24 protein-coding genes and 2 pseudogenes are annotated in these 23,654 nt (G+C 42.7%); 17 read left to right on the top strand and 9 right to left on the bottom strand.

Annotated elements, in window-relative coordinates; translation table 11 throughout:
* Positions 1 to 90: 90 nt before the first annotated feature.
* A complete protein-coding gene (locus ACFQ88_RS05915; protein ID WP_379452853.1) occupies positions 91 to 627 on the bottom strand; it encodes a dihydrofolate reductase family protein in 537 nt (178 codons plus the stop codon).
* Between the two features lie 384 nt (positions 628 to 1,011).
* On the opposite strand from ACFQ88_RS05915, the pseudogene ACFQ88_RS05910 reads away from it, so the two are divergent.
* Positions 1,012 to 1,205 (top strand): annotated as a pseudogene (locus ACFQ88_RS05910) (hypothetical protein); the annotation flags it as partial.
* A 283-nt stretch (positions 1,206 to 1,488) separates the two neighbouring features.
* Here the strand turns inward: ACFQ88_RS05910 and ACFQ88_RS05905 are convergent.
* The gene (locus ACFQ88_RS05905) at positions 1,489 to 1,905 is read right to left on the bottom strand and encodes a VOC family protein (protein ID WP_062524540.1); all 417 of its coding nucleotides are present in this window, start codon (positions 1,903 to 1,905) and stop codon (positions 1,489 to 1,491) included.
* A 496-nt stretch (positions 1,906 to 2,401) separates the two neighbouring features.
* Between ACFQ88_RS05905 and ACFQ88_RS05900 the strand changes: the two genes are divergently transcribed.
* The 3 genes from ACFQ88_RS05900 to ACFQ88_RS05890 all read left to right on the top strand — a co-directional run bounded on the left by ACFQ88_RS05900 (position 2,402) and on the right by ACFQ88_RS05890 (position 4,699).
* Entirely contained in the window at positions 2,402 to 3,238 is an 837-nt protein-coding gene (locus ACFQ88_RS05900; RefSeq protein ID WP_379452850.1) for a helix-turn-helix domain-containing protein, read from the top strand.
* 326 nt (positions 3,239 to 3,564) lie between these two features.
* Complete coding sequence (locus tag ACFQ88_RS05895) at positions 3,565 to 4,140, top strand: dihydrofolate reductase family protein (RefSeq protein ID WP_379452848.1); 576 nt, start codon at positions 3,565 to 3,567, stop codon at positions 4,138 to 4,140.
* Between the two features lie 262 nt (positions 4,141 to 4,402).
* Positions 4,403 to 4,699: a hypothetical protein gene (locus tag ACFQ88_RS05890; protein ID WP_379452846.1), complete on the top strand. Its 297-nt coding sequence runs from the start codon at positions 4,403 to 4,405 to the stop codon at positions 4,697 to 4,699.
* A 135-nt stretch (positions 4,700 to 4,834) separates the two neighbouring features.
* Here the strand turns inward: ACFQ88_RS05890 and ACFQ88_RS05885 are convergent, their stop codons facing one another.
* Positions 4,835 to 5,359, bottom strand: a complete 525-nt coding sequence (locus ACFQ88_RS05885; protein ID WP_379452844.1) for a C1q-like domain-containing protein — start codon at positions 5,357 to 5,359, stop codon at positions 4,835 to 4,837.
* Between the two features lie 470 nt (positions 5,360 to 5,829).
* Here ACFQ88_RS05885 and ACFQ88_RS05880 point away from each other — a divergent pair, with 470 nt between their 5' ends.
* Positions 5,830 to 6,429: a maltose acetyltransferase domain-containing protein gene (locus ACFQ88_RS05880; RefSeq protein ID WP_379452842.1), complete on the top strand. Its 600-nt coding sequence runs from the start codon at positions 5,830 to 5,832 to the stop codon at positions 6,427 to 6,429.
* Between the two features lie 24 nt (positions 6,430 to 6,453).
* Positions 6,454 to 7,239, top strand: a complete 786-nt coding sequence (locus tag ACFQ88_RS05875; protein ID WP_239624450.1) for a nucleotidyltransferase domain-containing protein — start codon at positions 6,454 to 6,456, stop codon at positions 7,237 to 7,239.
* Between the two features lie 813 nt (positions 7,240 to 8,052).
* Here ACFQ88_RS05875 and ACFQ88_RS05870 read toward each other — a convergent pair.
* The gene (locus ACFQ88_RS05870) at positions 8,053 to 9,069 is read right to left on the bottom strand and encodes a DMT family transporter (RefSeq protein ID WP_379452839.1); all 1,017 of its coding nucleotides are present in this window, start codon (positions 9,067 to 9,069) and stop codon (positions 8,053 to 8,055) included.
* Positions 9,070 to 9,202: 133 nt separating this feature from the next.
* On the opposite strand from ACFQ88_RS05870, the gene ACFQ88_RS05865 reads away from it, so the two are divergent.
* Positions 9,203 to 11,083 (top strand): ABC transporter substrate-binding protein, encoded by a 1,881-nt coding sequence (locus ACFQ88_RS05865; RefSeq protein WP_379452837.1) that lies wholly within the window; start codon positions 9,203 to 9,205, stop codon positions 11,081 to 11,083.
* Positions 11,084 to 11,347: 264 nt separating this feature from the next.
* Here the strand turns inward: ACFQ88_RS05865 and ACFQ88_RS05860 are convergent, their stop codons facing one another.
* Positions 11,348 to 11,824, bottom strand: a complete 477-nt coding sequence (locus ACFQ88_RS05860; protein ID WP_079911345.1) for a GyrI-like domain-containing protein — start codon at positions 11,822 to 11,824, stop codon at positions 11,348 to 11,350.
* A gap of 22 nt (positions 11,825 to 11,846) precedes the next feature.
* Positions 11,847 to 12,326 (bottom strand): hypothetical protein, encoded by a 480-nt coding sequence (locus ACFQ88_RS05855; protein ID WP_379452835.1) that lies wholly within the window; start codon positions 12,324 to 12,326, stop codon positions 11,847 to 11,849.
* A 150-nt stretch (positions 12,327 to 12,476) separates the two neighbouring features.
* Between ACFQ88_RS05855 and ACFQ88_RS05850 the strand changes: the two genes are divergently transcribed.
* The 3 genes from ACFQ88_RS05850 to ACFQ88_RS05840 all read left to right on the top strand — a co-directional run bounded on the left by ACFQ88_RS05850 (position 12,477) and on the right by ACFQ88_RS05840 (position 14,722).
* On the top strand, positions 12,477 to 13,460 hold the full coding sequence (locus tag ACFQ88_RS05850; RefSeq protein ID WP_379452833.1) for a helix-turn-helix transcriptional regulator: 984 nt from the start codon (positions 12,477 to 12,479) through the stop codon (positions 13,458 to 13,460).
* Between the two features lie 142 nt (positions 13,461 to 13,602).
* On the top strand, positions 13,603 to 13,914 hold the full coding sequence (locus ACFQ88_RS05845; RefSeq protein ID WP_379452831.1) for a hypothetical protein: 312 nt from the start codon (positions 13,603 to 13,605) through the stop codon (positions 13,912 to 13,914).
* A 535-nt stretch (positions 13,915 to 14,449) separates the two neighbouring features.
* Positions 14,450 to 14,722 carry a hypothetical protein gene (locus ACFQ88_RS05840; RefSeq protein WP_239624438.1) on the top strand — a complete coding sequence of 91 codons (273 nt, stop codon included), beginning with the start codon at positions 14,450 to 14,452 and terminating at the stop codon, positions 14,720 to 14,722.
* A 410-nt stretch (positions 14,723 to 15,132) separates the two neighbouring features.
* On the opposite strand, the gene ACFQ88_RS05835 is transcribed toward ACFQ88_RS05840, so the two are convergent.
* Complete coding sequence (locus ACFQ88_RS05835) at positions 15,133 to 16,152, bottom strand: alpha/beta fold hydrolase (RefSeq protein WP_379452829.1); 1,020 nt, start codon at positions 16,150 to 16,152, stop codon at positions 15,133 to 15,135.
* Between the two features lie 143 nt (positions 16,153 to 16,295).
* Here ACFQ88_RS05835 and ACFQ88_RS05830 point away from each other — a divergent pair, with 143 nt between their 5' ends.
* Positions 16,296 to 17,204, top strand: a complete 909-nt coding sequence (locus ACFQ88_RS05830; RefSeq protein WP_379452827.1) for a LysR family transcriptional regulator — start codon at positions 16,296 to 16,298, stop codon at positions 17,202 to 17,204.
* Positions 17,205 to 17,318: 114 nt separating this feature from the next.
* Positions 17,319 to 17,828 (top strand): hypothetical protein, encoded by a 510-nt coding sequence (locus ACFQ88_RS05825; RefSeq protein ID WP_379452825.1) that lies wholly within the window; start codon positions 17,319 to 17,321, stop codon positions 17,826 to 17,828.
* Positions 17,829 to 18,513: 685 nt separating this feature from the next.
* On the opposite strand, the pseudogene ACFQ88_RS05820 reads toward ACFQ88_RS05825, so the two are convergent.
* Positions 18,514 to 18,645 (bottom strand): annotated as a pseudogene (locus ACFQ88_RS05820) (YnfA family protein); the annotation flags it as partial.
* Between the two features lie 598 nt (positions 18,646 to 19,243).
* Between ACFQ88_RS05820 and ACFQ88_RS05815 the strand changes: the two are divergent.
* The 4 genes from ACFQ88_RS05815 to ACFQ88_RS05800 all read left to right on the top strand — a co-directional run bounded on the left by ACFQ88_RS05815 (position 19,244) and on the right by ACFQ88_RS05800 (position 21,930).
* Entirely contained in the window at positions 19,244 to 20,689 is a 1,446-nt protein-coding gene (locus ACFQ88_RS05815; RefSeq protein ID WP_379452823.1) for an MFS transporter, read from the top strand.
* 142 nt (positions 20,690 to 20,831) lie between these two features.
* On the top strand, positions 20,832 to 21,182 hold the full coding sequence (locus ACFQ88_RS05810) for a metal-sensitive transcriptional regulator (protein WP_239624430.1): 351 nt from the start codon (positions 20,832 to 20,834) through the stop codon (positions 21,180 to 21,182).
* A gap of 134 nt (positions 21,183 to 21,316) precedes the next feature.
* Positions 21,317 to 21,640, top strand: coding sequence for a metal-sensitive transcriptional regulator (locus ACFQ88_RS05805; protein ID WP_379452820.1), 324 nt, complete (start codon positions 21,317 to 21,319; stop codon positions 21,638 to 21,640).
* A gap of 50 nt (positions 21,641 to 21,690) precedes the next feature.
* Positions 21,691 to 21,930 carry a glutaredoxin family protein gene (locus ACFQ88_RS05800; protein WP_379452818.1) on the top strand — a complete coding sequence of 80 codons (240 nt, stop codon included), beginning with the start codon at positions 21,691 to 21,693 and terminating at the stop codon, positions 21,928 to 21,930.
* A 107-nt stretch (positions 21,931 to 22,037) separates the two neighbouring features.
* On the opposite strand, the gene ACFQ88_RS05795 is transcribed toward ACFQ88_RS05800, so the two are convergent.
* Complete coding sequence (locus tag ACFQ88_RS05795; RefSeq protein ID WP_379452816.1) at positions 22,038 to 22,280, bottom strand: cupredoxin domain-containing protein; 243 nt, start codon at positions 22,278 to 22,280, stop codon at positions 22,038 to 22,040.
* A gap of 344 nt (positions 22,281 to 22,624) precedes the next feature.
* On the opposite strand from ACFQ88_RS05795, the gene ACFQ88_RS05790 reads away from it, so the two are divergent.
* The gene (locus ACFQ88_RS05790; protein ID WP_379452814.1) at positions 22,625 to 23,197 is read left to right on the top strand and encodes a YdhK family protein; all 573 of its coding nucleotides are present in this window, start codon (positions 22,625 to 22,627) and stop codon (positions 23,195 to 23,197) included.
* Positions 23,198 to 23,654 lie beyond the last annotated feature (457 nt).

The raw sequence follows: 23,654 nt of genomic DNA, 5'->3' as shown, positions 1-23,654 counted from the left end.
CAAAGAATAAGGGATCCTCTGACTGCCGCTACAGCCGGAGAATCCCTATTAAAGTAACGTGCCCTTTAGGTCGCTGGGTCAACCGCACAACTAAGCTGGAACGTAGGTCAACCTGATCACCTTCTCGCCAATTCGATCGCTTGCCACGAGGCGCAGCGGCGGCCGCGGACCGGCGAAGAACGGCTTGCCGTGACCCAGCACGACTGGATGGAGATAGAGTCGATACTCGTCAACAAGACCGAGCTCCGTTAGACTGTGCGCCAACTCCGGCCCGGCAACTTCAATCTCCCCTTCATGCTGAGCCTTCAGCCCACGTATGGCCGCTGCGAGGTCGCCCTCGATCAGAGAAGCGTTCGGACCGACGGACTTTAATGTCCTCGACACCACCCACTTCGGTTTGCTTTGCCACGCCGCTGCGTATTCCCGTTCCGGCGCACCCCATTCAAACTGGTCTACGTCCCAATACCGCATAGTCTCGTACATGCGGCGCCCGTACAGGATGCCCGCCAGGCCGCGCACGTCGTCGATGAAATGACGGAATAGCACGGGGTCGGGCTGAAATGCCGGGTGGTCGTGGTCGACGAACCCGTCCAGAGACTGGTTCAACGCGAAAACGATCTTTGCCATGCGACTGACTCTCCTCCTTGGTTTTCTCGCACATTCATCATCAGGAATACACGCTCCATATGCATCCTCCTTTATGTCTACATTTTATCATCCAACATCATGCCCGGTTTCTCATGGATTGCTAATGTGCACAGTCCTGGCCTGACCTAATACAAATTTAATTTAACGAAGGATGGTAAATTAAACAATTCTGCCCTTTAGCTTAATGCCGTTCCCAGTCTAATACTATATTTTTCATTAATTATACTATAATGATTAGAGGTTAATATGTTCAATATGAGAGCATACATCCTCTATTTTTATATATGATAGATTTGTATTTAAGTTTTAAAAAAAGTATCTACTATGTATATAATGTGAGAATTAATGCTATTTCGCGTCATGATGCCGCTGGTAGCAAAGAAACGTGCCTTTAAGGCATTGCATCAGTATTACACAAAACGGCTAGCCAACCCGTTGAAAAAATGCAATCGCTCATTGCGCTTTGCGGTAAGCTGGTTCGAATTCTCTTTGGTGTTCAAAATCTAAGAAAACAAGCGTATTTAAGAGAAAAACGATTCTCCATAGAGGGAGGATAGTTTAAGATCAAACGTGGTGAACCGTATTATAAATAACCGTGATGCTAACGGGGAACGATAGCTTAACAATAGTTTTTAAATTTAAATCTTGATAATTTTCAGTCTGATGGTTTATTTTCTTTTTACACCAATCCCGTCGAGTTCCAGCAAGCAGGCTCGCAAGCGATCATGGACAATTTCAAAGCCTATACCGAACAAAACTAATCATCGCGAAGAAGACGCCGGGAAAGATGCCCGGCGTCTTTCTTTTTGAACCCTAGTACGAGCGTGCTCTCCGTTAGCCTTAACCTTGTGCCGCATCCATGTTCATGTAGTTAATGGCCCACAGATGGCCGTCCAAGTCAACGAAACCCCAATGATACATGAACCCATGATCTTCAGGTTCAGCGTGCAATTTCCCGCCCAAGGAGACCGCGGTATTCACGATTTCATCGACCTTTTCCCGGCTCTCGAAGGCCAATGCGATCGTCATCTGCGCATACTTGCTCGTATCGACGGATTCCTTCTCCGTGAGCGTATTAAAGAATGCTTGATTGATCAGCATGACCTGCAGGTTGTCGCCGATCACGATGGCTACGGAATTCTCGTTCTCAGGGAATTGCGGGTTGAGCTCGAATCCGAGTCCGGTGAAGAACGCTTTCGATTGTTCTACGTTTTTTACAGGCAGGTTGAAGCTCGTGAATGTGGACGTTAATGCCATTTTCAAAACACCTCTTCGTCAAATTAGTTTGTGTTCATTTATGCCTTCGTTTATATAGACGAAAGCCGATCCGGGAATTCATCGGTCTCATGGATTCGGAAGCGTAAATTTTGAAAAATAACTTGATATTGAGTTCGGATACCCGCCATTCCCGTAAGGTTGCTTATTCTTATTGTGCAGGGATAAAGATGGAACCTCTCTAAAAAGGAATTCGTCTAAATATATGACTATTAAAGGGTGGGTATCGAGTGACGGAATGAGGAACGGTATGGAAATTAATGATTAGCTTTAAACGGCATGCTAGCATTTGTTATTTTTGATCTTAAGAACTACACTACATTAGACTGAAAAATAAAGTGCAGAATAGCGTAATAACTAAAGGAATACGCGTTATTAGCAAAACATCGTATAACGGACATCTTTCTGATAGAATAGATTTATTGAACCATCCATATTATTACATCGAAGGGTCATTATCAGTGAGGTCGAATTCGTTATGAGTACTTTCAATTTCACGGTTTTACCGCCGCCCGAGTCGCTAAAACGCGATATCGAATGCTTTCGCATTACGACGTATCAGGGATACGAATCGCTAGACGTAAAGGTCTGTCCAAAAGGATTTCCCGGCATTGTATACCAGATTGCTGTCGATGGATTGTCTGCCATCGATAGCATTTCGGTTCGCACTGCTCAGATTTCTAATATTCCTTCATTCTTCCTGCATGGACAAGGCTCCGAACCAAGTATCATGCGTTTTAAGAACAAACCGTTTTCATCGATACAGGTTGTGTTAAAGCCGCATGCTCTTTATTCTTTGTTCGGATGGGAAGCTAACTCCCTCCATCAAGGCTTCCTGCTTTCCGGTCAATTCGGTGCAATTGAACTCGAAAATCAGTTGAAATCGGCATCGACGGACGAAGAGCGGACTTCCTATCTTTGTACATTTCTAAAGAAGAAAATGGAAGGAACGAATAAACGAGATGAATTGATTGAACAGACGTTGGAATTTATTCGAGAACGGGTTTCTTCCATTTCAGTGAAAGATATCGTGGCCGCTTTTCATATCTCGGAGCGGCAGTTACAGAAGCGATTTTCTCGTGTTGTAGGTATGTCACCTCAACTGTATATCAGGATTGTGCGCATTAATGAGGCGTTGCAGATGATGAAGTCGGGGGGCTTTGAGCGGCTTGTAGATATAGCCTGCGCGCTTAACTATTTCGACCAGTCACATTTTATCCGTGACATCAAAGCGTTTTCCTGGGTAAGTCCAAAAAGCATTATGATGAAAGTAAGCGAATTTCATAGTGACGAAGCAGGCGCTTCTTATTTATAGCATAGTGACGGTTTAACACAATTTTGCAGCTCCTATCTCTTATGATTGCATAAGGATAGGAGTTTTTTATTGGAGGTTAAGGAGTTCTAAGTTGATCGTCCTGTACGTCCAAAATGGAAAAAGTGATTTACCTTCGAAGCGTGCAATCATGCTTGTGAAGTGGCAGACGTGAAGCGGCAAATATGATGGGCATCGCAGCACCGAAAACTCACTGAAACTCTCGAATTCATCTTAATGTTTTAGAATGAATGGACGGCTTTTTACAAGTATAAACAGCGTAAATAGAAGTACAATTTAATCAACTTAAAGTCAAGGAGTGACAACAAATGAGAAAAATCAAAATGTTAAACAGGGTTTCGATTGATGGCTATTTCGCCAGCTTGAATAATGCAAATTTTGGAATGGATTGGTTTGTACACGACCCGGAGGTGGATAAAGCCGTTCATGAAAGCGGCGGCAGCATGGATACGCTAATATTAGGGAGAATCACTTATCAGGGCTTTGAGCGCAGTTGGGTGCCGTTTTTGAATGATCCCAATGCCCCTGTGCAGTTGAAGGCAGTTGCCGAAGAATTAACGCAAATGAAAAAAATCGTATTCTCCAAAAATCTAAAGGAAGCGAACTGGGAGAATACGAAAATTATAAATGGAGATCTCTTGAATAACGCCCGTCGTCTAAAAGAAGAAGACGGTTCGGACATTCTGGTAATGGGAAGTGGGTCTATCGTACAGCAACTTGCAGAAGCTGGTTTGATTGATGATTATCTTTTTATCATGACACCTGTTGTCGCTGGGGAAGGTAAACCGTTATTCCAGCATGTAAACCAGTTCGGTCTTTCTCTTGTAGAGGCAAGAGCATTCCAATCAGGTAACGTTGTGCTCCATTACGAACTCAAGAAATGAACGCTTAAGCGTTGTTTAAAAAAATGCTATCGTCGTTAAGCTAACGGGTACGATAGTTCAATAAACAACTGCGACCAGCTTCCGGCACGGATCGGCAGCCGCTTCGTAACTACCTATAGTTTGGAACGTATAAACATTAGAAAACTTTGGAAATCACAAAGCTGGCGGTATACTTGCGGTTGTAATTATAATCATTTTGTTAATTTTCGGTGGAATAATATGGTTTATTGGCTTGCAAATGCATAAAAATGAGATCAATAAAATGATAGATTCTAAAAACGGGAAAATCTTATTAAAAAAGGAAGTAATGCTCGAGGATAGCCCATTCTTAGACACAATAGAAAGTCGAATTGGAAAGAGAAGAGGACACGACAACACATTTTACAAAGTTGAATACACAATAAATGAGTTCAATAACAATGTGGATATAATCGCTAAGAACAAGCACAAAATAGTATTTGTAGGGGGGCCTTTTGATAAGTACTATCTAAGTACCGATCCCCTCGTCACCAATACCCTGTCCAAGAAATCAGACAGAAAAAAGGGCACAATCTCATGAAAAAGATGAGGTTGTGCCTTTTTCATTAAAAGCACTCTAACGTGCAGTTTAGTTTAATTAGGAGTTATTGATTCTTAATAACACACATTCTTTAGCTGGATTCCTCTTCCCAAAAAGTGCCACCCTAATGGGTTACTAAGCTAGTCTTGATGCCTCAAAGTGAGTACCCCTCGGTTCTGCAGCAATTATACCATTGGTGGTAGGGAAGAGGGAGATTGTCACTTTGTCACATTTTTTTAATTTTAAGATACCAGAAACACTTATTTGATCACCGGTTGGAACTGGATTGGCACCAAAAAATTCGTCATCAGTTACTACAGGATTATTGTTTACGCGAATATTTAATACCAATCTATAGTTTGTCGACACATCAGCAGGGAAAAATGAAACACTAGCAATAATTAAATATTTTCCATCTTGCTTTGGAGTAAAGGTCGATGTAGCTGGGTTATATTCATTGTTTAAGTCAAATATTTGATTTGGATACTGAACTGGGGCTACAGGAGTATTGGCAGTAACTGTTTGGTCAGCAGTAGCATTGACAGCCCTAAACGCTGAAGGTTTTAATTTCATCTTTATAACATGACGTTTTTTCTTTGATTTTTTCTTCTTCCAAACAATAATCGTTTTCTTTTGACCCTGCTTGGTTTTTATACCCATCCGCAAAACACCTCCCATGATTTTAGCACATCTCATCTTATGCTTAGAGTCTATTGGAGGGGTTGGACAGATAACTAAATACGGACTAGACTGAAATCGTATTTATAAAAATAGGTGAATCCCTTACTAAATTACCAGAACGGATTAACTTTCATGCTCTGCAAACGCGGAGGGATGCAGGACACGATCTTCCAGATGTTATAACTGGGTGGTGGAAAGGTGTCGGGTGACAAGAACTTGATGTCATTAAGAGCCGCGTAGGTCGCGGCTTTTTCGTTTTATGATTGACCGTCGGGGATTAAGCTAACGGGCAGTTTAGCGCGGGGAGGTGAAACTAATAGAAGGAATCGGCTCGCTAACAATCTACAGAGGTTTCTGGGTTCACCAGTTGTTCTTTGAATAGTTATTGTAGTTTGTTACACTTAACAAATGAGAGTAAAAATACATATATGTAGAAAGGAACGTTAGAAGTGACACAACGTGAAAATATAAAAAATGGTTTATTGTTTACGGACATGGGAGAAGGCTTGCCAGAGGAACGACTCAGGGGAAAAGAGCTGGTATATGACTTTAACCAAACAAGACCGTCCCAGGTGGCCAAACGTGAAGAATTGGCTAAGCAACTTTTTGGAAGCTTGGGCATAAATTGCTGGATTGAACCACCTATCCACTTTGCCTATGGCTCTAACACGTTTATTGGTAACAATGTCTATGCAAACTTTAATCTTACAATCGTGGATGATACAACGGTTAAGATTGGAAATGGAGTCTTATTCGCTCCTAATGTGACGATATCTACGACCGGACATCCCATTGATGCAGAATTGCGTGCAACTGGGCAAATGTATGCATTTCCAGTTATCATTGAAGACAATGTATGGATTGGGAGCGGTGCAGTCATTAATCCCGGCGTAACTATAGGAAAGAACAGTGTAATAGGCGCAGGTAGCATTGTCACAAAGGATATTCCTCCAAATGTGGTTGCAGTAGGCAACCCTTGTAAAGTACTGCGGCAAATTACGGAAGAAGACAAAATTTACTATTACAAAAACCGGAAGGTGCAACCATAATCTCAAGTTAAAGGGGCTATTCTGATGTATCCACATCACCAAACTGCTATCGAAATGGTTACAAATAAACTCAAAGTTAAGGAAGAAATATTGGCTGTCATTGTAGGCGGCTCCGTTGCGCATGGTTTTGCAAAAGAAGATTCGGATATAGACCTTATGTTGGTCGTTTCGGATGAGAGATATTATGCGTTATTAGAAAGCGGGGATATACATTACCATGAAACGGAGTCAACGCCTTATGATGGTGGCTATGTGGATGGAAAATACACTTCGATTTCGTACATTAAAAAAGTAGCCGAATCAGGTAGCGAACCAGCTCGGTTTGCCTTCAAGGATGCAATAGTGAGTTATAGCGAAATAATTGGCTTAGAAGAGTTGGTACAAGCGGCATCTCGCTATCCAATTGAGCGGAAAAACGAAACGATGGAAAAATTCCACGCACAATTTGAAGGTTGGAGATGGATGTTCTATGAAGGTTTAAAAAAGAACGAGCCCTATGTGATTGAATTCTCAGTGACTAATTTCGTTTTATTTGCGGGGCGGCTCATTTTGGCCTATAACGAGGTTGTCTATCCTTATCATAAATGGTTTATGAAGGTGCTGGAAGGCGTTAATAATCAACCGAATGATCTTATTCTCATTATGAATAACGTGTTGAAAAACAAATCGAAGGAAAGCGTAGAAGTTTTATATGAGTGTGTCGCAAAATTTTATCAATGGCCTAGGTCAGAGAAAGGATGGCATATTCGATTTATGCTTGATAGCGAGCTAAACTGGATGACGGGACATGTACCAGTAGCTGACCTCTAATGCCTTTATAGTTATTCAGATAACGTAAGAACGTTGGAGCAGTTTGCCCTGCGGTACAATTACCATGACATCATAATAATGTGAAGATTTCAGAGTAATCGATAATGTCAAGCATTGATATAATTTTGAGATCGATCGTTAAGCTAACGGGTAGGTTAGCTGAGTGATCTAGAGCAGTTTGCCTCTGTGGCATCTTCTCCCTTTTTTCATTAAAATAACAGTCAGGACAGTTCCAATTTATGGTATGATTATGGTTGTTATTAAGTAAAAGAAATGTTAGTGTCTCCTAGATGGCGTATCCATCTCAGATAACACCATATTCAAACATTGGGGCTATCGCCCCTCGGTCTGCCCGAGGGATTTCGGAATTAAGCTAACGGGTACGATAGTTCAACGCTTCATAGAGGCCGCCACTGTCCAAGCGGCTACCTCATTAAGCTAAAAGGCAGGATGGTTTAAGATCATGTACGGTGAAAGTATCATTCTAATGCCGAAATTCCTTGATTGCGGTATCCTATAAGAAATCGATGGCCATTGACGCCTAGTCCAATTTCAGATATCAGTAGTTCTAGTAAAACAAAGAGGCTTCCACTTATCGGGGAGCCTTTTCGTATTTCCATGCCGTTCAATACCCCAGTGATCAGACGGCTGATTTCTTAGAATATCACGTCACCACACACTCTACACGATGAAAACAAGAACTCTCTGCCAAACACCAGTAGGCCGTTTACCCACGTAGTAACGGCTATCACGGCGTTTTATTCTCTCCAACTTTTCCTCTTGGTACCTCAAATAGTGGAAAAACTCCAGCTTCTATTTATCGGATTCACTTGGCAATTGTTTAGGCTTTTTCAACAACGGCGCAAGCTGCACAGCAACAATGGCCGTTCCGGTGATACATAATGAGCCTGCTTGCAAATAGGTAATACTGCGTCCGAGAAACAAAATATCCATCAGGGCAACTTCCAGTAGCATTAAATTATTAATGAGGCTACTTTCATAGGCGCGCAGCTGCTTTTGGGACCAAGCCCAAAGTGTAAAGGCTAGTGCTCCATTGATGGGTCCAAGCCATATCAGAATGAGCATCAGCTTTAAAGAGTAAGGCGGGATACCCTCTAGTATGAATCCAGCTAATAGCATACCTGCAGCCCCGATTAGCATTGGTGTAAGAACGAGTGCAGAAGGGGCTGTTTGTTTTCGGGTAAGCAAATAACGGGAATAGGTCAAGTGCACAACGTTACCAACACAGGATATCAGGATCAAGACGATGCCGATCAGACTGCTTTGGGCTAAATGCCATGGATAATAGTAAATGACGATGCCGGCCATAGCAGCGAGAACAGCCAGGAAGGTGGCGCGGTTATTCAACTCACGCAGCCAAAACGCGTCAATAAGGAGCAGGAACAGCATATTTCCCACCGATAAGAACATGTTGGATTGCATAGGGGTCAAATAAAACTGGCCTGCATACTGAAGTCCTTGTGCCAGAATAAACCCGGTAATTCCGAGAAACAAATTGTCTTTCCAGGTCAGCTTCCATTTCCCTTGTGATAATTTTCTATTAACGCTTTGAACCTCATGTCCTCTTTTTCGCTGAGCGTGCTTTTGATCACGAAGCCGCAGCACCACCCATAAGGTAAATGCCGCTGCGCTGTAGCGCATGCCTGCAAGGGTATAGGGACCTACGCCCTCAACAAACGCATATTGATTCAAAATGTAAGAGGAGGACCACAATAGTGTTACGAAGACGGCTGCTGTAATCGAAAGCGCACGAATCATCGACAGTACCTGTTTGTTGCTATTGTTCTTAACTTTCTTTTCTGCATCCATAATAGTTACTTCCCTTCTCTAACAAGGCTGTTGGTAGCTCCATAGTAACCTTGTAAAAAGGGGTTAAAAAGAGTAGTATTTTAATAAAATAATTTCCCCTTTTTAAATCATCACCCTGTTTAAGGAGATCTATATGCAAATTGCTTATCACTACTTGAAGTTAAGGGAGTTTTATGGCTATGCAGAAAAAGAGCCTGTAGAGGTTTCACTAGAGCAGCTCGCAGAAGTGTTGTGCTGTACACCACGTAACGTGAAGCTGATTGTGAAGCAATGTCAGGAGCTAGGGTGGATCGAGTGGCAGCCTGGGCGGGGTAGGGGGAATCGTTCCATCATTACATTTAACATGGAATCGAATAACGTAATAAGCTCATGGGCCCAGACCAAAATAGACAAAGGTCAGTATTCACAAGCGATGGAGCTTATGCGCAAGTATGATCCGAGCTCACCTCTTCAACAACAAATAACAGAATCGATCTATAAGCATTTTGGCATCCAAACCACGGCATATAAGAAGGGGCACATCGATTTGCTGCGGCTTCCTTTTTACCGGGAAATGCCTTTACTGGATCCGATCAACGCAACCCTCAGGACAGAGCTACATATGATCGGTCAGCTTTTTGACACACTTGTTGAATGGGATTGTTCACATGCAGTTTTTGTACCCCGGCTTGCTGTGCACTGGGAGCAGAATAGGGATGGAACCGTATGGATGTTTTATTTGCGCAAAGGCGTCCTTTTTCATAATAAAAAAGAGCTGACCTCAGCAGATGTCCATCATACGCTCATGCGCCTTAGCAAGTTGGATTCGCATTGCGTAAATCAGGAACGGGATAATCTGTGCAGTGAATGGAAGCTACTTCATATTCGGAATATAGAAGCCACACATCGGTATGCAGTGCGTATTCAACTGGATGCACCAAGCTCTTTACTGCTGCATTATCTAGCTGCACCCAAGGCATCCATTATTCCATGTCAGACTCACGGAAATAATGAGCGGTTACCGATTGGAACTGGACCGTTTAAGCTGTTACGTAATGACGCGGAGATGGTGGTTCTGGAGGCATTCGCGGACTACTACCGGGAGAGGGCACAATTGGATAAGGTTGAAATTTGGATATTGAAGGAGCTGCTCACACAAAAAATGCCCGATGGTGGTTTAGGTGGAGAACCTATTCTCTACACGCACCCGTTCCAAATTCATGCGCTTGCTCCAACGGGGACCACGATTATGGAGCAAACGGAGGGAGGCTGCACGTTCATGATCATGAACGGCCGCAAGCAAGGACCATTACAGGATCCTGCTATGCGGCACAGGCTGCGTAAACTTTTGCAGCCCGAACAGTGCGTGGCGGAGCTTGGAGGTAATCGGATCGGAGCAGCTTACAGCTTTTTTCCAGATTGGAGTGCTGCTATTGCGGCTCATTTATCGGTAGAGAATGAGACCGAGAACGAGAACGAAGAGACAGAGCAGGAAATGGATACAGTAGATACGATGGTTTCTTTACGAACCGATGGTTATCAAACCTCGCTTCAGCTGTACACGCACTCCATCTTGAACAATTCGCTTGAGCAGACGGCTCAGTGGATTCAGCAACGGTGTGCATCCGCAAGCATCACTGTACACATTCACGTTCTGCCTTATGAACATTTCAGTCGACCTGGAGCGATAGATGCTGCGGATATTGTGCTGCTTAACGCTATTACAACGAATAATCGGGAGTGGTCGCTGCTGCATGTACTGCTCCATGAAAACTATGGGGTTCAACGCTTCGTTGAACCGGTATTGTTAAACGAGCTTGATCAAAGATATGCTGCCATCGCCCATGAAACGGATTCTGCTGCCCGATCCGTACTTTTGCAGGAAGTGGAAACTTTACTGCTGCGTCATGATGCGCTGCATTTTCTTTACCATTTGCGGCATGCTGCCTTTTACCATCCGAGCCTGCTCGGAACAGAAAAAATCAACCCCTATGGCTGGGTTAATTTTCGTGATCTGTCACTGCGTCCTGAATAGTTTTAACAGCGTAGATCAACGTATACTTCACCACTAATGGGAGTTGAGCGGCACTTTAGATTAATAAACAACAATTAGAGTATTTAATGGATAGTGAAAAAATTAAAGCCTTCGATAAATATCTCCACTTTGACTATTATGAGCACTCCGTTCCCCAAAGAGAAGAGAGTTCTTTTCTATTATTGTTAGATAAGAAAGGTGTCTTAATCAAAAAGGGCCATCCGCGTGTGTTTCGGGGTGGCCCTTTGGTCAAATCCAATCCTACTATTTTTTAACCACAGGAACCCAAAATTCGCCGTAGAAAGTGCCGTCACCGTTTTCTTTGCGATAAGTCGCATTGGGACCGCCGATGTAAGCATAGTCAGTGATTTGAGACAAGACTTCGCCAAAAGCACGATAAGTCAACTGATCAAACAAAGTTTCCTTGTCGCCGGTTCCTGCGAGCACTATGTACTCGCTCTCTGGAAACTCGATGATGCGTGTTGCGTCAGCCACCGATTTGCTAGCTTCTACCGCGAAATAATTCCACGGTCTGCCTTGATAAACCTCGTTGACTGACCATTCGCGATCATCTTTTGCGGCCGCTTTGAGCTTATCAAAACGCCCGTCAGCCTTGAGTCCACCCCAAAACTCTGCTTTTTCCTTCTGCAAAGCTGGCGCGTCTTGGAAATTGGATTGAATTGAAAAACCATAAGCGGTCAATGTAAATGATTTCTTATGTTCAACTGTGTAATTTGCCATGGGAGTGCTCCTTTGACTGAGATTAGCCTGCTACTTTTTTTGCACGAAGCCACATTTCGCCGTAGAATGTACCGTCTTCAGCTGCTTTGACGAAAGTTGAGTTACCAGGACCAACGTATTTGTAGTCTGTGATTTCTTGCAGCAGGCCACCGAAAACTTTGCCTGTTATTTCGTCAGTAATGCGGTCTTTGTCAGCGCCTGTGCCAGGCACCACGAGGTAGTCCCCAGCAAGGAAGTCAAGGACGACCGCACCTTCCACGTCGTATGCACCCATCACGCCGAAGCCGCGCCAAGCCTTGCCGTCGATGACGTAGTTGATTTGGTATTCTTGCCCGTCAGCGAGCGCGAGAAGTTCGGCAAGCTTGCCGTTTTCAGTGATTTCAGCTTTTTTTGCTGCAGTTTTTGCTGCATTGCCTGCCCAGTCGTTGTAGTCTTCAAGTAAAACACCGAAAGCAGTCATTTTGTAGTTTTCTGAGATGGTTTGGATGGAGTAGTTAGACATCTTAATCTCTCCTTAGCGGATTTGTTTTTACAAGATTGATACTATTCTCTAAATGTATCAAAAGACGATACCTTTTATCGAATATCAAAAAGTATTGCAAAAACAGAATCAAAATCGGTACTGATGCTACATTTCTGATACAATAAAATCATGAAAAAGACAGAACGAGTGAACCTGATCATGCGCTTCATCAATAATCGCGCGCATTTTACGATTGCAGAGATTCAGCGGGAGTTCAAGATTTCTCGCGCGACGGCGATCCGCGACATAAACGAGATTCAGGCGATGGGTTTTCCGCTGACGACCGAGCTTGGGCGCGGGGGCGGCTACAATGTCCTGCAAAATCAGTATCTGTCCGCCGTCCGTTTCACGCCAGAAGAGCTGAAAGCGATATTTATCAGCTTTATCGCCTCGAAAAATTCGCAGCTGCCTTATTTGCAAAATCGCCGCTCCATCACTGAAAAACTCATCGGCATCGCGTCGCAAACCCAGCACGACGAGCTGATCGAGCTGAATAATATCTTGCTTTTTGAAAATACAAATCCTGCTAATCCGAATCTTTTGGAACTCGATGATGCGGCGCCTGCGGAGTTAAACCAGCTGATTTCGCTTGCCGCGCGGGACAAGCACTTGCGCTTGACGTATGAGCAGAGTCCTGGATGGCCGCAGTTGATGGATGTTTTTTTGATTCATATTTTTAACTCAAACGCTCGTTGGCTGGTCGAGGTTTATGATCTTGATACCGATGAGTTTCGTTATTTGCCTGTTGAGATGCTGCGGGATTCGGCAATTTCTGAGCAGAAGATGAGGCGGTCTGAGCAAGAGATTTTAAGCAAAAAACGGTTTGGCGGACGTGAGTCCAATCTGATTGTAAAGCTTGATACGACTGGGATTCAGCGCTTTAAGCGCTTGCACCCGCCGGGGATTATTTTGTCCTTTACAGGGATGTTCCAGTCGAGTGGGATTTTCAATGCTCAACTGGATGTGACCGATGTTGAGGCGCTAGAGTATTTTGCGGATTGGCTTTTGTTTTTGGGGAAAGGGGTCGAGTTTGAACGGATTCCTAATGAGCTGCGCTTGATTTTGGAAGAACGGTTAAGGGGAAGTGCTGACACTTTAACAAAAATACGTTAGGCCAATAACCGGGCTGCAGCGTTCGCTACCCCGAGTTGCAGTATCATCAGCGTTAGGGTTCATTACGTTGTTAGTTCTTTCGTCTTATCATGTTTTACCTTAATGTTTTCAGAATTAAACTAACGGGTACGAGGTTTGCACAATGGAGGTACCATTGAAATTATTGAGTTGGCATTTCGATGATGATCCTATAGGTTCGCGTGATGAATGGAATTGGGTTGAAATAACTATGACTTTCGACGATGGGAGCAATCGCTGGAGTATCTTGTATACGCCTGACAGATTAAAAAATAATCTTTCCCGGGCTAATATTGATCCTCCTGGCTTATTCATCGCTCACATGATAATTGTACGAAGTTATAGTGAAGAAGATATTGAACGGACTCTTAGGTACTTAGAAAGTGAAAATGAACTACTCACGGCATCGAAACCATGGAAGCAGGCATTGAGCTAACGGGTACGTTAGCGTAACTTACTGTTGCAAATTAGCTTATCCGGCTCCTCTCAAGGATTTACAGTCGATAACTGGTCCATGCTTTGATTGAAGCAAAAAGTCTTAGAATAAGTCCGATGAAATTATTGACTGCTAGGAGCCCATAGCATGACGGATACACCTACAATGCAAATGACGACTCCATGAAGTGCACCCCTTAGAATACACATTGAAAAGCCCCTAGGTTAGTCCGGAGATTTTCGAAGTGACCCCAAAAAGTTAGACATTAATGTTATGCAGCCTGTAAGGCATGAGTTCGGTACTGTACCCGGCTCATGCTTTTTAGTTTTTCTTGATGCGCCCGTAAAACGTGATGTAGTAAAGCAAGAAACTGGTCAAAAAATGGTATGTTAAGGAGTCCGTGTATTTGAACTTTGTTTTATAGAGATGAAAATAAAAGAGCCGTGCTATAAGAATTTCTTTATTGTTCCTATTGTTGTTAATAAGGAAATATATTACAATAATGAATGATTATACTAATTGGAGGTGTGCACTTTTGTTAAAGAAACTATTAGTTCTCTCATTATGTGCTGTAATTCTTACTCTTCCAAGCGCTGCTTTTGCAAAAAACAACACAGTTACACAACAATCTTTTAGTTCAGGCTGTAACATTTGGAAATTTTTTGTGACTGCATCAGATTCTGATGGATATGTTGAAACTTTTGGTCCATATAATGATTGGGCAGAGGCAGAAGCTGCTCAAGAACGCATTCTTAAAAGCAATTGGCGTTTAGATGCTTATATACACGAAGAAGAATATTGTTTCTAAATAGGTGAGGGGGGTACTACGTATGTGCCCCTCTTTATTATAATAAAAGTGATTATCACCTGGAAATATCTGACCTCTATGTTAAATAAATTATCCTTCAACAAAGTTTTTAGGAAATACATGGCATCCCTCCTGAGCAATTCCGTAATCATGTCCTGTTGCAAATAGAGAAAGCATCAAGGTAAACAAATCGTGGTTTATGGGAATCCAATGGATAAAAATTAGTTGATCATTAAAAATATCGATCAATATGTTTCCAAGTTGAAAATTTAATGGTAAAAAGGCGCACACGAAACACCTTCGTTTATTCGATGGTATTTCGTGTTTGTTTCCTTTTTAGCGTCCAATCGGGTAGAAAGCTATGCTGTTTTCATCTCAAACCGCGCAGCAAATTGAACCCTAATGATGATCTAACTGTTTGTACTAAGCGCCAACAAGCGTTTTAGGTTGTCATCAATAAATTTATTATCGGAACTGTTGATTCCGCGACCTGCAAAATGGCCCCAGATCGATTCGATAGGATTAAAAACTGCATTAGGTATAAGCTTAGCCTCGTATTCGTTATCGTCCGCCGTACAGAAGAGATCCGTGCTCCCTGGCATAATGCAGGCAAGCGCTTTAATACTTTTGAGCGCCTTATCGAAATCTCCATTATAGGTAGAGTTTGCACTAATATCTGCAAATTGGCCTGTCCATAACATGGCTAGGACATTGTGCGGATCCATCTTCATAAAGCTATCTTCCCAGACGCCAGCCACAAAATCCGCCAATGAGTCATATCCCAGTTCACGGTAAAGTTCCTCTCTATAAAACGCCTGCGATAAGCCCCATCCCGCATAGGCACGGCCTACGGCGCGCATGTCTGCAGAAGTCAACTGGTTTAGTCTACTTGAATCGAAGCCAACTGCGGCCATGAGCGGAGCTTTCATTCCGTCCAGGACCACAAACGTATGGGGCCAAGTCTTGGCAACTCCGGCGAAAGGTGCAATTCGTTCCACCATATCGGGATAACTTGCTCCCCATTGAAATGATTGAATGCCTCCCATTGACCATCCAACCACGAGAGCAATCTTTTGAATGCCGAATTTTTCGGTCACCAGCCGATGCTGTATTTTAACGTTGTCAAAGATGGTTACCTGCGGAAAATTAGCCCGGTCGAATGGGGGAGGCGTGTTACTAGGAGATGAAGATAATCCGTTACCCAGCAAATTTGGAACGATTATGAAATATTTCTGCGGATCTAGTGCCATGCCGTCTCCAATCAACCATTCATTCTGAACATGCTGGTCGCCAAAAGCAGTTGGATAGACGATGACATTATCTTTCTTTTCATTCAAGCTTCCATAAGTCTTATAAGCAAGAAAAGCATTCGGTAACATCGCTCCTGATTGCAAGGTAACGTCACCCAAATCGAAAATCTCATAATCCATCGTATTGTCGCTCCCTTCAAAATGAAACCATTTAGTAAGAATGTATTTCTTGTACTTAGTATAGACCCGTGATATTCTCAATAAAAGTGAATGAAATTCAAAGCTATGTTCAATAATATTGAAAGTAAAAGGAGGGTTGTATGATGGAATTGCGCCAACTGCATACATTCCGCACAGTTGCATCAACTTTAAATTTCAGTCGAGCTGCGGAAGTGCTGAACTACGTACCCTCCAACGTCACGATGCAAATTAAAGGATTGGAGGATGAGCTTGGTGTTCGTCTCTTTGACCGGTTGGGCAAGCAGCTCGTTCTCACAACTGCGGGTAAACGCTTTTTAATTCATGTCCAAGGCGTTCTAAACAAATTGGATGAAGCTCGCAGCATCGTTCATGACAATGAAATTCTAAGCGGAACCTTAACGATCAGTGCCAACGAGGTTATTTGCGCCTATAGGCTTCCAGCTGTCTTTCAACTATTTCGTTCACAGCATCCGGGTGTTCGTCTCATCTTCCGCTCCGTTTCCAACCAGCATCTCAAGCAAACGCTCTTTGAAGGAGCCGCGGATGTTGTCTTTATGCTGGACGAATCCATTCGCTCAACGGGACTTGAAGTGGAACCATTGCTGGAAGAAACGTTCTGTTTTTTCGCCGCTCCAGACCACCCACTTGCAAAGCTAACTGTACTACAGCTGGAAGATTTTCATGGAGAAGTGTTCCTGACTAACGAAAAGGGTTGTCCCTATCGAACCATGTTTGACCGGTCATTCGAGAAAGAGGGCATTGATACTATTACTTATTTAGAGTTTCAAAGTGCAGAAGCCATTAAACAATGTGCAATTTCGGGGATCGGTATTGCCTTTCTTCCTGAAATAGTAGCTAAAGCCGAAGTTGAACGGGGCGAACTTGTTGCTCTTCCATGGCAAATTCCGGACTTACACGTGTATACACAGATGTTATGGCATAAAGACAAGTGGCTTTCACCAATCATATTGTCTTTCATAGAAGCAGCAAGGGAGGTTATCGCTAAAGAGGAGGAGAATAAAACCGCTTAGCTTATTCAGCCATAGGAAAACACTTATCCCTCGATCCGCAACAGTTGGAGGACAAGAACATGTAATGTTAACTGAATCTCTCTGGAGAGCGGTAAGCCATATTTGGAGGTTTCCATGATTAGGTACATAATAATTGATACCGAAAGTGATCTTATGATAGGGGATTGCACTGATATTTTAGGATTTTCAGAGGAAGGAATAAGCAGAGACTACAACGAGTACGACCTAACTATAGCAGGATTAAAATTGTCTGATACTTACATACAGCATTATTTAGCTACGAAGTCTAGTATGAAAGAAATTAACCTTTATATGTTGGATCAAGAAGGCAATAAATTAAACTCACATTCCTTTTTTCTGCATAAGCCTTATTTCTTTCATAAGCGCGCTATTCCTCAAGAAAGGTTTAATCTGGAAGTATCTGGTGGATTCTCTAATTTACCATCTGATGAGGCCATGAAAATCTGGAAGCAATGGGTAGTTGCAAAACCAACAATGAAAAACACATGGGAAAATCTATCATCGGAACAACTATTAGGATGGTTAGAAGTAATCCGGGTACACAGTGGTTTTAATAAGCCGCAAGAGGAAGATCAGAAAAAAATGATTTTTATTTGGATATGACTTATGTAACGGATGTAAAGACCTTCTATTGTGCATTAGGAGAAGCTATGAACGGCCCAGGTGGTTATTATGGTACTTCCCTAAATGGAGTTGCGGATCATTTTTATGGACGTAATGGGGCCGAACCACCATTTAATCTGCACTTTATTAATGGAAGTCTGAATAAGTTAATGAGTGGGTATGAACATGGCGCAGATGATCTGTTAATATTACAACAAATTAGAGAGTTGTTAATCTCGAACCAAGTGTCATTAATTGAATAAAACATAAAAACGAATAGACCACAATGCGACTAACCATCGTGTTGTGGTTTTCTTTTTATTTTCTTGCCTTTTTACGATAAAGTTAGGACGAAATTATCCGATACATATGTCGCGGCAAAATCTAAAATTATTATCTAAAACCATCATAAAAGAAAGCGAATTTGTTGAGAAGAAAGAATCTATAAAAGTATTTACTTCGCAGAATAAGGGTTCTGCGAAGTATTGTTCTTAAAGCCAACTTTTTTTTTTAACAATGTCATCATTCCATTTTAAAATAACCTCATGTGCCTTTGGCAAGCCGGTTTTAGTTTTGGTATAGTTCCCATTTTTAAAATCGAAAACAACCACCTGAAAAGTCGGGTCAGGATTTTGGGTTGTTATGTTAGGTATATGGCATTCCATAACATAACCGATGAAAATTATTAACTACTAGGAGCCCCTAGCATAATGGATACACCTACAATGCAAATGGCGTTTTCAATCCAATCGTACAAATCGGGTGTTTTCTTATCGATAAGCCAACCCCACGGCACCGCGAGAATTACAAGTACCCCGCGATGATCCCATTTATTAAGAACGAAGCTTCAGCACCAAATATCTTCCATAACCAGCTGTGAGCAATGAAGCAGGAAAACAGCCAATCCCCGTAATCATGGCAAAAAACCCAATAGCAGTTCCTTTACTTTCCGGATTCGCAAGATCAACAACCAGAGCCTTTTCAACTCCTAGGGTAAGGGCGGAATACAGTCGTAAAGCGTAAATAGAGTAACGAGGCCGATCGTTGTATTTACTTCGGCAAATCCTATATATACAAGTCCGTATAACCCATATCCAGCGGTTAATAGAGCTCTTCGGCCGAGCCGGTCGGAAAATACACCCGAGATACCGACAGTTGTGCAGACGACCTTGTCGTCGCTCATTCAAGCAATTGAGGAGAAGCTGGAGAATACCCTGCATCCACGAAAACGCGAATCGTACTAAAAATTCAAGCAGAGAAAAAAAACGGATTGACAATATAGGGTAGGGGGCTATACTATAAAGTTGTCAGCACGGGAAATTTTGGAACAATTTTGATCTCGCTTTTGACGGCCGTCGGAGCAAATTAGCTTCCAAAATTAACTGGACGATTCGTAATTAAAGGAGGGTATATTTATGAAGAATCAAGCTCAAGCACTTTCTCAACCGGATCCAAGGCGTTGGAAAGCACTGGCTTTGTTATGCCTTGCAAATTTTATGGTTATTATGGACACCTCGATTATTGGAGTTGCGCTACCGGCCATTAAAGAAGCTCTCGGATATACGCAGGCTAGTTTGCAGTGGGTATTTAATGCATATGTCATTTTCTTTGGCGGTTTGTTATTACTGGGTGGTCGTTTGTCCGATCTATTTGGGCAGCGGCGCATGTTCATGTGGGGTTTTTCGATCCTAACGTTAGCCTCCTTACTTGCTGGAGTGGCTTGGAATGAGGAGTCGCTTAACATCGGGCGTGCATTACAAGGATTCGGTTCCGCATTAATTGCCCCCTCAGCATTAACCATCGTCATGATGCTGTTTAGTGGAAGCCCCAAAGAATTAGGTAAAGCATTAGGGTTTTGGGGCGCTTCGGCTGCTGCCGGCGGATCGGCTGGCGTATTTCTAGGAGGTGTCATAACCGAGTGGTTAAGCTGGCAATGGACGTTTCTGATTAACGTACCGGTCGGCATCCTCGCCTTGCTTGTATCCCCTGGACTTTTATCGAAAGGGATACGAAGAAAAGGGAGTATCGACATTATCGGATCTATTTTCGTAACAGCATCATTGGTATTGGTGGTGTACGGCATTGTAACAGCAGAGCACAATGGATGGAGCGCACCGTCCACCATATGGACACTAGTTTCGGGGGCCGTGTTGTTTATCCTGTTCTTAATCATTCAGGCCGTAAAAAAAGAGCCACTTGTTCCGCTCGGGATCTTTAAGGCACCAAACTTGGCTGCAGGTAATATCGCACTCATTATGCTATCCGGCGGATGGATTCCGTTATGGTTTTTCCTCAATCTCTACTTGCAACAAGTATTGAAATTTTCTGCTTTCGCCGGTGGGCTCGGTTTATTGCCTATGACCATACTCATTGCCATCTTCATGGTTTTCATTACCGGCAAATTAATCGGAAAGTTTGGCGTGAAAGCCAATTTGGTCATCGGATTGATTGCCCTTGGAGGATCGTTATTACTTTTTGCAGCAAATACGCCGGTTGATGGTAATTTCGTAACACACGTACTCCCAGCCTCACTGCTAGGTGCGCTCGGTATGTCGCTTGCTTATATTCCGGCAACCATGTCTGCCATGTCGGGAGCCAAGCCGGAAGAGGCAGGGCTCGCATCCGGGCTTGCCAATACAAGCTACCAGATCGGCTCTGCGATAAGTCTGGCCATCATGGTTGCGATTGCTGCATCAAGTACAGCTTCCCAAACTGGTGCTGACCAGATTGCTGCATTGAATGAAGGATTCCAGCAAGCGTTTTTATGGTCTGGTATCGTAGCATTTGCAGGTGCTATCCTGGCATTTCTGTTTATCCGTTCTCCCAAACAGGGGGAAACAAACGAGCCTGTAGCTATGTAATTGAAAGCTCGCACTCCAGCCAAATTGGATTTGGCTGGAGCTTTCCTTATTAATGGGCATTCCAGTGTATACCGCAGATCCATTAATGCCTTTGTATAGGGGTAAGGGGTATGTTATAATAGCAATAAAGGGAGGGAATGATATGAGCGAAGAAACTATACTTTTGGACCATACTACAGATCAAGAGTCGGGTTGCTGCTCTCATGGAGAGGGCGCGCGGAAGAGCCATCATTCCGAGAAAGCAAAGCACAATTTGATCAGCCGTTTGAATCGGATCGAAGGGCAGGTTCGTGGCCTTAAGGGACTCATTGAAAAGGACACCTACTGTGACGATGTGCTGAACCAGATTGCTTCGGTTCAATCGGCTCTGAATGGCGTTGGAAAGCTCTTGCTTGAGCATCACATGAAAAGCTGCGTCGTTGAGCGGATACAAGAAGGCGATATAGAAGTGTTGACGGAACTTATGACCACAATGAATAAATTGATGAAATAACTTGAAAACCATGATCGAGCAGCAGAAATGCTGCTTTTTTTATTTTCTAAATTATACAGTACGGGGGTATACTAAAATATTTATTGACTATATATAGGGTACTGGAGTATACTACAAACGTGGAGGTGATGGAAATGAATTCAAATGAATCAATGGCATCGCCTCAATTACGTAAACGAAAAATACAACTGAATCTGAAAGAAATATCGGCTATTCAAATTAGATTGAACCGTATCGAAGGGCAGGTACGCGGCGTACAGAGGCTAGTAGAACGAAATGATTATTGTGATCATGTACTCACTCAAATAGCTGCTATACATAATGCCCTTAATGGGGTAGGCACACTGCTTCTGTTGAATCATTTGAAATGCTGCATCATCCATCGTACACAGCAGAGTGACGAAGAGAAGAACGTCGTCGATGAAATGCTTGAAATCATGAGCAAATTGATCAAATGAAGGAGAGACGAAATAATGGCCGTTCCATTCATATTAAGGAGTGATAAGCGATGACAGAACCCTTAAAAATTTATACGATACCGACGTGCAGCGACTGCAATCACGCCAAACGCTACTTCAATGAACATCAGGTTCCTTACATCGAATATAACTGCGAAGAAAATGAAAATTATCCAAGAGAAGTCTTTGACTTAACGGGAAAACAGATTGTTCCGACAATTGTGATTCAGAGTAAGGTATTTGTTGGCTTTGCAGAAAATCTAACAGAAATAAGTGAATTACTAAAGTAATATTTTTAATAAACCGGTCGCTCTGGCCGGGTTTATTTTTATTTAATACAAACCTTATGGATGAGCGGGAAGGAGAAAGGAATCATCATCAGGTAATTTTTCGTTGGCTAAGATTTTGTAACTTGAATGGAAGCGCTCATTCCGGCTTCTTTATGGCCTGGTAGAGTGCAGATCACTTGATAATATCCTGCTTTATCAAGACTTATAATCATTGTGCTTTTATTACTGGGTGCTGCGTGAATATGTATGTTCGTTCCAACGATTTCAAAGTCATGTTCAACTTGGCCTGTATTATCTAATGTAATTCTAAATTTCTGACCTGCTATAACACGGATGAAGGAACGGCGCAAGGTCCAGCCAGCACGGTATCAATGCCGCAAATTGCTTCGAAAACACGACTCGCATCAACACAAGCGACTCGATGGAGGCTGCGTGCTGATTTCGAAAACGTGGATGGCAACCAGTGATGCAAACAGACCTGGCGGCGTTGTTCTTGCGAACCCGAAAGATTGGCAAACGGCCCTAGTAAGCTCAGATTTGATTCATCACCCGAATAATGGACCGGTTCTGTTTGTGAATAAAGATGGCGTACCTTATTTTTGAGGGATCAAATCATCTTTCTCACAAGATCTACACAACTGTTTATTACAATAGTATTGCAACAAAAATCATCGCTGTGAAAGGGGTTAATGTAATGAAAAAGAAGATAGCTTTACTCGGTGCCATTGTGATACTGGCTGTTGCTCTTAGTGCTTGCGGTAAAAGTTCAGATCAAGGACAAGCTGCAAACAACAGTCAACAAGGAACGAATATGAATCATACAGGAATGGACATGGAACATTCATCTTCAGACAAGCTTCCTGAAGGTCTTAAAGAAGCTAAAAATCCGAAGTTTAAAGTGGGAAGTCAAGCGGTCGTACTTAATGACCATATGCCCGGTATGAAAGGTGCGACTGCAACCATTGTTGGCGCATATGATACTACGATTTATACCGTTTCGTACGTTCCGACAACAGGGGGGGAAAAGGTTACGAATCATAAGTGGATTGTTCAAGAGGAAATTAAGAATGCGGGTGACAAGCCATTTGCCAAAGGCTCAGAAGTAACGTTAATGGCTGATCATATGAAGGGCATGAATGGGGCCAAGGCAACGATTGATTCTGCGCAGCAAACAACTGTTTATGTGGTGGATTATATGCCGACAACCGGTGGATCCCCAGTTAAAAATCATAAATGGGTTACTGAAAGTGAGCTTTCCGCTAAATAAACTTAAAACTATCCAATTTAACGAAGCAGCTCATACACGTGGGCTGCTTTTTAGCATCGAATAAATTGTGGTATCTGAATGGATTTTATTATTGCATAAGCATAAAAGTATAAATGACTCGTTTTTTTTGTGAAGGGTGAGCGAGTGCAAATGTCGGGTGACAAGAACATTATCTCATTAATTGCCGAAGTAAATCGCGATTGATATGTAATAGAAACATCTTGAAAGTGGGGCTCTTATATGTCACCAGGCTTCGCTTCTCTAGGGAGTAAGTGTAAAAAAAGGCACAGAGAGGATAACTTGATGAGCGAAATCATAATTAAAACTGTTCTATTATAAGCCGCTGAAGAATCTCTTCTAAAAAGTTGCGAAACTGAGGTAAGTTATAGGAAACCGACTCGATTCGCCGATACAAGAATATGTTCCGATTAAATACCGCGTGAACGGGACTGTTGAC

The sequence above is a fragment of the Paenibacillus sp. NPDC056579 genome (assembly GCF_042793215.1).
Taxonomy (GTDB): Bacteria; Bacillota; Bacilli; order Paenibacillales; family NBRC-103111; genus Paenibacillus_S.
Note: the sequence above shows the minus strand (reverse complement) of the source record. Positions and strands in the feature narration are given on the sequence as shown.

Bases quoted from the DNA above. Each gene is read 5' to 3' on its own strand.
- ACFQ88_RS05915 (WP_379452853.1), bottom strand. From the start codon at position 627: ATGGCAAAGATCGTTTTCGCGTTGAACCAGTCTCTGGACGGGTTCGTC.
- ACFQ88_RS05905 (WP_062524540.1), bottom strand. From the start codon at position 1,905: ATGGCATTAACGTCCACATTCACGAGCTTCAACCTGCCTGTAAAAAAC.
- ACFQ88_RS05900 (WP_379452850.1), top strand. From the start codon at position 2,402: ATGAGTACTTTCAATTTCACGGTTTTACCGCCGCCCGAGTCGCTAAAA.
- ACFQ88_RS05895 (WP_379452848.1), top strand. From the start codon at position 3,565: ATGAGAAAAATCAAAATGTTAAACAGGGTTTCGATTGATGGCTATTTC.
- ACFQ88_RS05890 (WP_379452846.1), top strand. From the start codon at position 4,403: ATGATAGATTCTAAAAACGGGAAAATCTTATTAAAAAAGGAAGTAATG.
- ACFQ88_RS05885 (WP_379452844.1), bottom strand. From the start codon at position 5,359: ATGGGTATAAAAACCAAGCAGGGTCAAAAGAAAACGATTATTGTTTGG.
- ACFQ88_RS05875 (WP_239624450.1), top strand. From the start codon at position 6,454: ATGTATCCACATCACCAAACTGCTATCGAAATGGTTACAAATAAACTC.
- ACFQ88_RS05870 (WP_379452839.1), bottom strand. From the start codon at position 9,069: ATGGATGCAGAAAAGAAAGTTAAGAACAATAGCAACAAACAGGTACTG.
- ACFQ88_RS05865 (WP_379452837.1), top strand. From the start codon at position 9,203: ATGCAAATTGCTTATCACTACTTGAAGTTAAGGGAGTTTTATGGCTAT.
- ACFQ88_RS05860 (WP_079911345.1), bottom strand. From the start codon at position 11,824: ATGGCAAATTACACAGTTGAACATAAGAAATCATTTACATTGACCGCT.
- ACFQ88_RS05855 (WP_379452835.1), bottom strand. From the start codon at position 12,326: ATGTCTAACTACTCCATCCAAACCATCTCAGAAAACTACAAAATGACT.
- ACFQ88_RS05850 (WP_379452833.1), top strand. From the start codon at position 12,477: ATGAAAAAGACAGAACGAGTGAACCTGATCATGCGCTTCATCAATAAT.
- ACFQ88_RS05845 (WP_379452831.1), top strand. From the start codon at position 13,603: ATGGAGGTACCATTGAAATTATTGAGTTGGCATTTCGATGATGATCCT.
- ACFQ88_RS05835 (WP_379452829.1), bottom strand. From the start codon at position 16,152: ATGGATTATGAGATTTTCGATTTGGGTGACGTTACCTTGCAATCAGGA.
- ACFQ88_RS05830 (WP_379452827.1), top strand. From the start codon at position 16,296: ATGGAATTGCGCCAACTGCATACATTCCGCACAGTTGCATCAACTTTA.
- ACFQ88_RS05825 (WP_379452825.1), top strand. From the start codon at position 17,319: ATGATTAGGTACATAATAATTGATACCGAAAGTGATCTTATGATAGGG.
- ACFQ88_RS05815 (WP_379452823.1), top strand. From the start codon at position 19,244: ATGAAGAATCAAGCTCAAGCACTTTCTCAACCGGATCCAAGGCGTTGG.
- ACFQ88_RS05810 (WP_239624430.1), top strand. From the start codon at position 20,832: ATGAGCGAAGAAACTATACTTTTGGACCATACTACAGATCAAGAGTCG.
- ACFQ88_RS05805 (WP_379452820.1), top strand. From the start codon at position 21,317: ATGAATTCAAATGAATCAATGGCATCGCCTCAATTACGTAAACGAAAA.
- ACFQ88_RS05800 (WP_379452818.1), top strand. From the start codon at position 21,691: ATGACAGAACCCTTAAAAATTTATACGATACCGACGTGCAGCGACTGC.
- ACFQ88_RS05790 (WP_379452814.1), top strand. From the start codon at position 22,625: ATGAAAAAGAAGATAGCTTTACTCGGTGCCATTGTGATACTGGCTGTT.